Consider the following 11083-nt stretch of genomic DNA (forward strand, 5'->3'; position numbering starts at 1 on the left):
TGATGTCCTTTAAATTCTCGTATCAACTTGCCTGTTAAATCCCACAACCGGGCTGTTTTGTCCAATGATGCCGTAGCGATGTATTTGCCGTCGGGACTAAAACTGACATTCCATACCTCATCTTGATGTCCTTTAAATTCTCGTATCAACTTACCCGTGACATCCCACAACCGGGCTGTTTTGTCCGATGATGCCGTAGCGATGTATTTGCCGTCGGGACTAAAACTGACATTCCATACCTCATCTTGATGTCCTTTAAATTCTCGTATCAACTTACCCGTGACATCCCACAACCGGGCTGTTTTGTCCCATGATGCCGTAGCGATGTATTTGCCGTCGGGACTAAAACTGACACTCGTTACCGAACTTTGATGTCCTTTAAATTCTCGTATCAACTTGCCTGTTAAATCCCACAACCGGGCTGTTTTGTCCGATGATGCCGTAGCGATGTATTTGCCGTCGGGACTAAAACTGACACTCGATACCGCATATTGATGTCCTTTAAATTCTCGTCTCAACTTGCCTGTTAAATCCCACAACCGGGCTGTTTTGTCCGATGATGCCGTAGCGATGTATTTGCCGTCGGGACTAAAACTGACACTCGATACCGAACTTTGATGTCCTTTAAATTCTCGTCTCAACTTGCCTGTTAAATCCCACAACCGGGCTGTTTTGTCCGATGATGCCGTAGCGATGTATTTGCCGTCGGGACTAAAACTGACACTCGATACCTCATCTTGATGTCCTTTAAATTCTCGTATCAACTTACCCGTGACATCCCACAACCTGGCTGTTTTGTCCAAAGATGCCGTAGCGATGTATTTGCCGTCGGGACTAAAACTGACACTCGTTACCGCATCTTGATCTCCTTTAAATTCTCGTATCAACTTACCTGTGACATCCCACAACCGGGCTGTTTTGTCGAATGATGCCGTAGCGATGTATTTGCCGTCGGGACTAAAACTGACACTCGTTACCGCTTTTTGATGTCCTTTAAATTCTAGTATCAACTTACCTGTGACATCCCACAACCGGGCTGTTTTGTCATCTGATGCCGTAGCGATGTATTTGCCGTCGGGACTAAAACTGACACTCGATACCGCTTTTTGATGTCCTTTAAACCGATTTTGTTCTCGGATGTTGTCGAGAATCTGACTTAGGGCAATCTGGGGAGTAGATATCGGGTAATCTGCAAGGGATTGAACATTTTTAACTTTAGCTTTGAGCTGTTTTCCAGTATTTACGGCTGAGATTAAAGCATCTATTTGGTTATTGTACAACTCAAACAGTCTCAAAGCATCACTTGCCGATCGCTCTAATTTGGTCAACTTCTGTGCCTTGTCCACTTGCTGCCACGCTACTCCCATTACAGTTGCAGCACCAATTAAGCTAATGCTAAATATCGTTGCACCAATAGTAGTTAGCCATTTAACTTGTCGCTTTGCTGCTGCTGACAACTGTTCTGCTTTCAGCCGCGCCTCTGCTAATATCTGCTTTTCAATTTCAGTTTTCAGCCACTCCTCTGCTAATATCTGCTTTTCAACTTCAGTCTGCTTGAGTTTTTGGCGTAATTGTGAGTCCGCACTTTGCAGTTTCCGGATAAAAGGCACTAAATAATCGTGAACAAGTTGGTAACGTTCAATGGGAGTTGCTGGCACTTCTAACACCAATCCCGATTTAACGACAATCTCGATAACCAACTCTAATCTTTTTGACTCGCTTCCTAAATCTGCTGCTAATTCAACCAAAGTTTTCTGAGGACGAGTGTTGTTTTCATCCGTCAGCAAATACAAGACAAGTTCGGCAATGTCTTTATTCTCCTTCCCGCAGTCGGCGATAACTTCTGCTAAAAATTCCTCAACCAGTTTGACCTTAGCTCGAACGCCAAGTTGCTGATATTCACTCAGTTGAGTAATCTGCCTTTTTTCCAGTTGCATTCCCACGACTTGAAGTTCGATCGGCCGCACTTCCCGCATTTCACCTGCTAAATCTTCTACCAGCGCGTTTACCAAATCATTGTCCAAGTAAAATTGAGATCCTTTTGTTAATGTTTGAACAATAGCTTTCGCATCTGAAATTGAGAAATTTCCCAAGTAATAGCAAATTTTTTTCGTCAGAATGTCGTTATCAATAATTGATAAATTGGTGGCGCGATTGAACTCTAACAAGTAGAAAAGATAATCTTCCCGCAGCGACAGGATAATTTTGAGGTCGCTAATCTGATTTAAACATTCAGCGAGAAAATCATATAACTCTTGCCTACCAATTGGATCTCGATAAGCAAAGAAAAATTCCTCAAACTGGTCAAAGATTAATACAGTTAATAACTTACGGTCTTGATTCAGTTGCAACTGTTTTAAAATAGCTGTTGGGGTGTCGATCGCCCCTGACAAATTCACAGCTTTTAATTTTTCAATTCCTGCTTTCAAAGACTCACCGCAATCCCTCACCCAATCATGATATGATTGCACTAAAACAGGCAATATGTCCCGCGCTTCAAAAGTTGTCAGTTGCAGTGCCGGAACTAACCATGCCTGAATTATCGAACTTTTTCCTACCCCAGATTGTCCGTGAACGATCGTCAGCTTGCAAGCAGATGTACGTAGCCGTTGACTTATCTCTTTAATATCGGGCGATCGCCCGGAAGCTGCTTCAATTTCCTCAACAATTTCAGCTTTTGACTTACCGGATTCTAAACCGATGTCAATTATTTGTTGCGGCGACTGCAAGCGGCCGGCACCGATAAAAGCTTGCAACCCATATTTGCTTTTAACTGCTTGTTGTTCGAGTTTAATGTAAAAGGCTTTTAAATATTCGCCTTGCTCAAAATACAGAGTTCTCAACTCTTCTAAAATCCTCAAATAAAGCTGCACGTCATCTTGAGGCTGTGTGATTTCTTTAGCTACTTCTAAGTTGTTAACTGCGTTCGACTGTTGAGTGAGATTTCGCTGCGCTTTTGCCAAAAGTAACCGATACAAACCATTCTTTTGTTGGGATACTCCTGCTTGTGCCAAAACCGACAATGCTAATTCAGCCGATTTGCCAGCTTTTTCCCACTGAGATTGTTGCAGCGCCACCTCAGCCAAAAAGCCGTAATCTTCAGCTACTTGACTCGGAGTGCCGTAATTTTCGTGAATTTCTAAGGCTTTTTTAGCTAAATTTTCCAACTCTTCCCAAGCTTGTAAAAGTCGCAGCACTTCGCAGAGTTCGCTAATACATTTCGCAGCTAAATCATGTCGCTGCACTTGCTCAAAAATCTCCAGAGATTGCTGTAAATACTTTCTAGCTTCTTGCCAATAACCTTGATTTCCTGCCCGGTGCAATTCAGCTTTGCGGTTGTAAGCTTCAGCAATCTTCTTGCCGACAATTCCTTGTCTTTCTAAGTGGCGATTTTGCTTCCAAAATGTCAAACTTTCCTCATAATGTTCGATCGCTAAATTTATTTTATTTTTATGAAATGCAACTAAACCCCCAATAAATAGCCAACTTGCGTGCAATTCTGGGTTTAATGTTTCTCCAAAACTTGACAGGTCATTCCTCAAAGACTCAATTTTACAGTCATCTAATTTGAAATTCTCAACATCAGCAAAAGCTTGACTTGCTTTTTGCCACAACAAATTCATCAAATCATCGGGCGGTATTGTAAACTGAATGGGAGGAGGAGCCCAAGACTTCAGATCGTTAGCCGATCGACTAAATTTAGACAGTACAGAATCCGTAACCCATAATATCAAAGGAAAAGCAAAATCTTGCTTGAATTGATCTCGCGCTCTATTAGCCCCCGCTAGCAGGTCATCAATAGCAACCACCGATTCTATAACAACAACTATCAAAGCTTTCGGCGGTTGCTCTTGGACGGCATTGAGAATGGTTTGATAAAGTGTTTTAGTAGCAGATTCGAGGGCTAATTCTTGATATTCAACAGTCGAGCGATCGCGCAGTTTTTCCAGCATTGTAGAACGCAAGCTAGCATAATTGCAGCGCACTATAGTTAAAGAAAACCTTCCTTGAAAGCGGGCGATCGTCCGTACCAATGTAGAGAGCGATCGCTCATTTTCTGCGGCAATATCTTCGGCTAGATTTGAGTTTACCATAATCTCAAGAATTTTGCTGTTGCCACAGCTTGAATTTCTCAGTTTCCATCAACAGCGGATTCAATGCAAACCAAATTCTTTCATTATCTACATATTCAAAAACCCACAGGTTTCGCAGCAAATTTTGGTATTCTTTGTCTCCTTTAATGGTTTGTTCTTTCACCACTTTAAAAAGTAATTCCCACTCATCGTTATCAATGCCGCGACTGAGAGTATCGCGGGAACTGCGAATCACTGATTTCAAAACATCTTGAGAAATTGGAGGGTCATCTTGCTGCAAACAACCAAACAGCATCCCCATCAAGTTTCGCAGATGACCTCCGCTGACTCGGCACAATTCATCTAAAGTTTCAGGACTGTCAAAAACTTCAGTAATTAATGTGATATGTTCCTCAGTTGACACATCAGGAAAAGCCCGCGACATCACCATGCGTCGCAGCAAATTCATCCCCTCAACACATTCGCTGCCGTCTCTATTCTTTACTGGCACCATCGGCAAAACTTTCGGGTCAACTCCGCCTCCCAATCGATTTTTCAATATTTCACTTTCATTGCCAAAAATTAATCCCAAAGGTAGCGTATAAACCAAATGGCAATTCAGTTGTCGCAACTGATCGCCCCGATCGATAAAGATATATTCTGGCAACGGTCGCCCCGCTGCATTGGGTCGAGAAACTATCCGGTCTAAGTTGTCAACAATCACCACCAATCCTTTTTTACCCCGCTGCTTTAGCTGATTAATTGCTACATCAATAATTTCTTGATTAATCAGTTCTAACATTTTATTTGCTTGCGGTTCCATGTACTGTCTCAGTTTAGATCGCAAGTCGGGATTGCTTTTAGTTTTGGCAGTGATTTTGGCGATGCCTAAAGGCAGAGAAATTTCCAGATTTCCGTCTGTATTGCCCTTGAATTTGTTGCCAAAAAGTTCTCCTTCAGCTTCTAAAGTCACAGGAGTCTGTAAAAAATTCCAACTGTTTTTTAAGAATTCTTTAAAACCCTGGGGCTGCAAGGAAATATTGCCCTCTTCCAAGCTTTGGGTGACTCGCCGTGCGATCGCTAACATGATATCTGTCAAATCGAGATCCATTTCATCGAGGTCTTGTGTTGACTCGAAGTAAACTACATGAAATCCCTCATCTGTCAACTCTTTTTGCAGTCGCGACAATTCAGTAGACTTGCCACAACCAATATGTCCGGTAAACAATTGGCAAGTCGGTTTATCTCGTGCCAGACGGGTAATTGTTCGTTTGAGTATGTTAATAACTTTTCCACCGCGCACCTCAGCAAAATCAATGTAGTAGCGCCGATCTTCGGCATTGCCCAATATCAGGGAGTGACTGGGGTTGCAGGCATCGCAGAATCGCTCGAAATCTAGGTTCATAAAATTTTCTAAATTAGTTTTTGTAGTTATTATAGGGTGGGTCAGGGCTGAATGTTATTACTAGAGACTAAACATTTTTCCGGCTAAGCACCCTACGGTTAGTTAGCTGACCACCCATACGTCGAAGACTATTAGTGTGAACCTGGATGCTGTTTCCAATATTGGTAGGCGGCATAGGCTAAGGTGACAGCCCCGGTGACAATGGCTGCTTCATCGACCTCAAATTGCGGGTGATGGAGGGGATAGTTCGGTTTGTCAGTCAGTCCCACTCCTAAGCGAAACATGGTTCCCGGTGCGTGTTCTAGATACATCGAAAAATCTTCCGCGCCGAGGGAGGGTTCTGGTAAAATTTGGACGCGCGATCGACCTAAAGCTTCTAAAGCCGCAGTTTCGACTAATTGCGTGAGTTTTGGGTCGTTTTGGACTCCGGGGACGCCCCGCTTGTAGGTGAGTTCGTACTTAGCGCCGTAAGTCGCGCAAACGCTAGAAACAATTTGTTCGATCCAAGCCGGCAGTTTTTCGTGGGTTTCGGGATGCAGCGATCGCACGGTTCCCAGTAATTTTACTCGATCGGCAATCACGTTCGGCGCTCGTCCGCCGTTAATTTGCCCGATCGTCAAAACCAGCGGCCTCAAAGGATTTTGCGTGCGGCTAATTGCCTGCTGCAAAGTGGTAATGATCTGAGAAGCAATCCAAATTGCGTCGATCGCCTCGTGGGGACGCGCACCGTGGCCGGATTCGCCCATCACAATCAATTCTAGGTCATCTGCCGCCGCCGTCAGGGCCCCGTGGCGGATACCGATGCAACCGCCGGGAATCGTCGGGAAAACGTGCACTCCGAGGATGCCGTCAACATCTTGCATCGCGCCGTCTGCAATCATCCAGCGCGCGCCTTGGGCAATCTCTTCCGCCGGCTGAAACAAGAAGCGGACGTGACCGGGCAATTTTTCCTCTAGCTGAGACAATATCATGGCTGCGCCCAAACCGACGGTGGTGTGGATGTCGTGGCCGCAGGCGTGCATGACTCCCTCGTTGCGGGAGGCAAATTCTAAGTTAGTGCGTTCTTGAATCGGTAAAGCGTCCATATCGGTGCGAATTGCCAGCCACCGGGACTCGCTGCTGTGGCCTTTGAGTTCGCCGAGGACTCCTGTTTTGCCGATTCCTTCGATCGCCCGGACTCCGCTGGATGCGAGAACTCCGGCTACATAGGCGGCGGTTTGATATTCTTGGCCGCTGAGTTCGGGGTGGGAGTGGATGTGGCGGCGAATTTCGATTAAGCGGGGTGCTAGGGTGGCGGCTAATTCTTTGATGCGGGGAAGCATGAATTTTGTTGGGGGAAAGGTAAGATATTTAATCAAATACGGTAGCGCAAGTTTCTGATTTTTTACGGGCGATCGATGCGGGTTAAACGCGGAACAATTGCTGTTGTTTGATGGGAATATTTTTTTATGTCCCGAACAATTTTTTTTATTAACCGCAGAGAACGCAGAGAACGCAGAGAAAGAGTTAGAGAGAAGTTGTAAGGAAATAAAATTTCGCGTTTTGCAGTCTACAGCGGGTCTGAAGGATTTGTGTAAATAAAAGAAAAATGGTAAGCTCAAATTTAAGAAAAAAAAGGAGGAGACAAGAGTTAGTGGGAGCATCGGGCGATCGCGCTCATGTAGGAAAGAAAAAAAGGAGAAAAAAATGTTAAACAAGTCACAAAAAGATTTGATAGAGTTACAATTAGAAGAGTTGCAAAACTTTATTTTGCATACAAAATATATCATGTATTGGAAAAGATGGCAAGGGGAACAGTCAAGAAAGAACGGTAGTCAAATCGAATATTTGACGGTTTTGCGAACTTGATAACCGCGAATTAAGGTAGTAGTGGAAATAGGAGGCGATGGCGCCTTTCGCTGGACTCCCCTAACAGATGCTTGAATCGCAGCTTAAACTCAAGTTGAAGGCGATCGCAGCCATTTTAGAGTTGTGATTTTTATTTACGCACTGCTTGCTTGCATAGGCTGCTACATACAAGATATTGAGGTGCGGTTTAAGGTACTTGAGGATCGAGATAGGTAGAATACTTTGCTGCTAAATGTTGAGGGTGTATAAACAATGACTGTCCCAAGTTTAAAACTAAAAATTGCTAATAATGATGGGAACCCTTGGTTTCATCCATTGCTGGTGCTAATATGGATAGCCATTGGCACAGTTTTACGCTTTACTAATTTGGCAGATAAGCCACCTTCAACAATTGAGATAGCAACGTTAATTTTTAGTTTGGGAAATAGTTTGCAGACGATACCGCTAGATAGTGCGATCGCGCTTGATACCCTCTTGCAGCCATTACAAGTGAATTCTCAAGTTAATATCACCTCAGTCATCCACAATTTGATGACAGAAAGCACCCATCCTCCAGTTTATTTTGTGCTGGCTCATTTGTGGATGAAACTATTTTCGACCGAGGCGGGTTTAGTTTCTTTATGGGCCGCTAGAGCGCTTCCTGCGATTCTCGGTGTCGCCTCAATTCCAGCTATGTTTTGCTTTGGTTTTGTAGCATTTCGATCTCGCTTAATAGCTCAAATGGCGGCCGCAATGATGGCGGTTTCTCCCTACGGGATATTTATCGCCCAAGAAGCTCGACACTACACTTTACCAGTTTTATTAATTATCGCTTCTTTGTGCTGTTTGGCAATAGCAACTCGTACTATAAATAATCGTAACATTTTACCAATTTGGGCAGGATTACTTTGGGTAGTAGTTAACTGTTCAGGGATTGCAATACATTACTTTTTTGTTCTCGTTGTCGCTGCTGAAGGTTTAAGTTTAATAGCTGTTATTTGGATAAAAAAACGGACAGAGCGCCAGGAAAAATTAGAGTTAGATTCGACTCAAGATTTAACCCTCAGTCCTCAATTACTAATTCCCAATTCTCTATTCCGAATCTACACGGTTGCTGCGGGTACGTTGATGGGATGTTTAGTTTGGCTTCCGGCATTGCGTACAGCTTCTGAAAGTGAAATGACGCGCTGGATTTATGAGGGAAAAAACCCGATTGAATTGCTAGAACCAGCACCCAGAGTTTTAGCGTGGATGGTGACAATGTTGGCATTATTGCCAGTGGAAGGAGTATCTTTACTAGCGATTTTTGCCTCTGGTTTGGCATTGTTAATTTTCATGTTTTTTGCTTTGCCAATTTTGATTAGAGGTCTTAAAATTAAGTTAGGAGAATCAGATGGTAGCTTAATTACTCAAGTTTTAGGCGGGTTTATGTTGGGTGCGATCGCCATCTTTTTAGGGATCACCTACATTTTGGGTGCCGATCTAACTTTGGCGGCTCGTTATCAGTTTGTCTACTTTCCCGCTGTTATCATTTTGCTCGCAGTAAGTTTGGCTGTTTGTTGGGAAAATCAATACTTAGAAACAAACAATAAATTAAGTCAATTTTTAAAATTGCCAATTCTAGCGTTAAAAATAGACGGAAGAAAAGCAGTAACAATCATCTTATTAATGGGTTTACTTGGTAGTATGACAGTTGTTTCAAATTTTGGCTTTCAAAAATCCAAACGCCCCGATATTTTAGTTCCCCACATTGTTAAAATACAGTCAGCATCGCCAAAGATTCCTGTTTTAATTGCCACTGTTCGCAAAAGCCACTCAGAAACAAGAGCTATGATGGGGATAGCGTGGGAATTTAAACGTTTATCTAGTTCATCTTTGAGTACAAAGTCTCAACCAAATTATCCTCAATTTCTTTTAGCAAAAAAAGATGGTGATTCTCAAACTGCGACAGATGCACTGCACAAAACTTTAGCTCAAATGCCAAAAATTTTGGATTTGTGGACGATAAATTTTACAGCTTCAGTGGAAGGAAAAGGGCGAAACTGTGCGATTGATTCGCAACCTCAACCCAAAATAGCTGGCTATAAATACCGATTGTATCACTGTTTATAATTGTAGAATTGGAGGATTATGACAATTTATTTCTACAGCTTCTATAGCGTTTCTCTGTCTGGTGAGGTACATAAACGATTCCCCTAAATCCTCCTTAATAAGCTATTCGCGAGGTAGAAGTGTCAACCTTAATCCTGTTTCCAATATTGGTAGGCGGCATAGGCTAAGGTGACAGCGCCGGTGACGATGGCCGCTTCGTCAACCTCAAATTGCGGGTGATGGAGGGGATAGTTCGGTTTGTCAGTCAGTCCCACTCCTAAGCGAAACATGGTTCCCGGTGCGTGTTCTAAGTACATCGAAAAATCTTCCGCGCCGAGGGATGGTTCTGGTAAAATTTGGACGCGCGATCGACCTAAAGCTTCTAAAGCCGCAGTTTCGACTAATTGCGTGAGTTTGGGGTCGTTTTGGACTCCGGGCACGCCGCGCTTGTAGGTGAGTTCGTACTTAGCGCCGTAAGTCGCGCAGACGCTGGAAACAATTTGTTCGATCCAAGCCGGCAGTTTTTCGTGGGTTTCTGGATGCAGCGAACGCACGGTTCCCAGTAATTTTACTCGATCGGCAATCACGTTCGGCGCTCGTCCGCCGTTAATTTGCCCGATCGTCAAAACCAGCGGCCTCAAAGGATTTTGCGTGCGGCTAATGGCCTGCTGCAAAGTGGTAATGATCTGAGAAGCTATCCAAATTGCGTCGATCGCCTCGTGGGGGCGCGCACCGTGGCCGGATTCGCCCATCACAATCAATTCTATGTCATCTGCCGCCGCCGTCAGTGCCCCGTGGCGGATACCGATGCAACCGCCGGGAATCGTCGGGAAAACGTGCACTCCGAGGATGCCGTCAACATCTTGCATCGCGCCGTCTGCAATCATCCAGCGCGCGCCTTGGGCAATCTCTTCCGCCGGCTGAAACAAGAAGCGGACGTGACCGGGCAATTTTTCTTCTAGCTGAGACAATATCATTGCTGCGCCCAAACCGACGGTGGTGTGGATGTCGTGGCCGCAGGCGTGCATGACTCCCTCGTTGCGGGAGGCAAATTCTAAGTTAGTGCGTTCTTGAATCGGCAAAGCGTCCATATCGGTGCGAATTGCCAGCCACCGAGACTCGCTGCTGTTGCCTTTGAGTTCGCCGAGGACTCCTGTTTTGCCGATTCCTTCGATCGCCCGGACTCCGCTGGATGCGAGAACTCCGGCTACATAGGCGGCGGTTTGATATTCTTGGCCGCTGAGTTCGGGGTGGGAGTGGATGTGGCGGCGAATTTCGATTAAGCGGGGTGCTAGGGTGGCGGCTAATTCTTTGATGCGGGCAAGCATGAATTTTGTTGGGGAGTGCGGTACAAGCTGTAGTCAACTAGGTTAACGCATATGTTTGGGGGTGAACAGGGTTATAAGGGACAAAAGTGCGATCGGGCTTTTAGATAGCAATGCTATTTCGTTTGTGAATAAGATTTTTTTTTCTAACCGCAGAGGGCGCAGAGGACGCAGAGAAAAGAGACAAAAGAGAGTTAGGTAGGGTTTGCTGAATAATCGATCGCCAACCAAGAGCAGGATCTCACGATATCTGAAAGCTCAGTTAAAGATAAGTTTTTTCTGTATCGAGTCCCCCCAATTATAATTGGGGATTATCTTCAACCTAAAAACAGGTGTTCTGTTTCCAAATAGACAGAAAAACA

At 44.4% G+C, this 11083-nt stretch carries 6 protein-coding genes; 2 read left to right on the forward strand and 4 right to left on the reverse strand.

What is annotated here, in order from left to right; genetic code table 11:
- From QUA02_RS31875 to QUA02_RS31885, 3 genes are all read right to left on the reverse strand, one after another.
- Positions 1-4094: eIF2A-related protein (locus tag QUA02_RS31875; RefSeq protein ID WP_333033700.1), on the reverse strand; the 4094-nt coding region annotated here is incomplete at its 3' end.
- Between the two features lie 4 nt (positions 4095-4098).
- Positions 4099-5478, reverse strand: a complete 1380-nt coding sequence (locus tag QUA02_RS31880) for a P-loop NTPase fold protein (protein WP_333033701.1) — start codon at positions 5476-5478, stop codon at positions 4099-4101.
- A 131-nt stretch (positions 5479-5609) separates the two neighbouring features.
- Entirely contained in the window at positions 5610-6800 is a 1191-nt protein-coding gene (locus QUA02_RS31885) for a M20 family metallopeptidase (protein ID WP_333033702.1), read from the reverse strand.
- A 364-nt stretch (positions 6801-7164) separates the two neighbouring features.
- On the opposite strand from QUA02_RS31885, the gene QUA02_RS31890 reads away from it, so the two are divergent.
- Positions 7165-7326 carry a hypothetical protein gene (locus QUA02_RS31890; protein WP_333033703.1) on the forward strand — a complete coding sequence of 54 codons (162 nt, stop codon included), beginning with the start codon at positions 7165-7167 and terminating at the stop codon, positions 7324-7326.
- Positions 7327-7578: 252 nt separating this feature from the next.
- Complete coding sequence (locus QUA02_RS31895; protein ID WP_333033704.1) at positions 7579-9417, forward strand: glycosyltransferase family 39 protein; 1839 nt, start codon at positions 7579-7581, stop codon at positions 9415-9417.
- A 128-nt stretch (positions 9418-9545) separates the two neighbouring features.
- Here the strand turns inward: QUA02_RS31895 and QUA02_RS31900 are convergent, their stop codons facing one another.
- Positions 9546-10724: a M20 family metallopeptidase gene (locus QUA02_RS31900; protein ID WP_333033705.1), complete on the reverse strand. Its 1179-nt coding sequence runs from the start codon at positions 10722-10724 to the stop codon at positions 9546-9548.
- Positions 10725-11083 lie beyond the last annotated feature (359 nt).

Origin of the sequence: Microcoleus pseudofavosus SVA1_A4 (genome assembly GCF_036700565.1) — a bacterium.
Classification (GTDB): domain Bacteria; phylum Cyanobacteriota; class Cyanobacteriia; order Cyanobacteriales; family Microcoleaceae; genus Microcoleus.

Bases quoted from the DNA above. Each gene is read 5' to 3' on its own strand.
- QUA02_RS31880 (WP_333033701.1), bottom strand. From the start codon at position 5,478: ATGAACCTAGATTTCGAGCGATTCTGCGATGCCTGCAACCCCAGTCAC.
- QUA02_RS31885 (WP_333033702.1), bottom strand. From the start codon at position 6,800: ATGCTTCCCCGCATCAAAGAATTAGCCGCCACCCTAGCACCCCGCTTA.
- QUA02_RS31890 (WP_333033703.1), top strand. From the start codon at position 7,165: ATGTTAAACAAGTCACAAAAAGATTTGATAGAGTTACAATTAGAAGAG.
- QUA02_RS31895 (WP_333033704.1), top strand. From the start codon at position 7,579: ATGACTGTCCCAAGTTTAAAACTAAAAATTGCTAATAATGATGGGAAC.
- QUA02_RS31900 (WP_333033705.1), bottom strand. From the start codon at position 10,724: ATGCTTGCCCGCATCAAAGAATTAGCCGCCACCCTAGCACCCCGCTTA.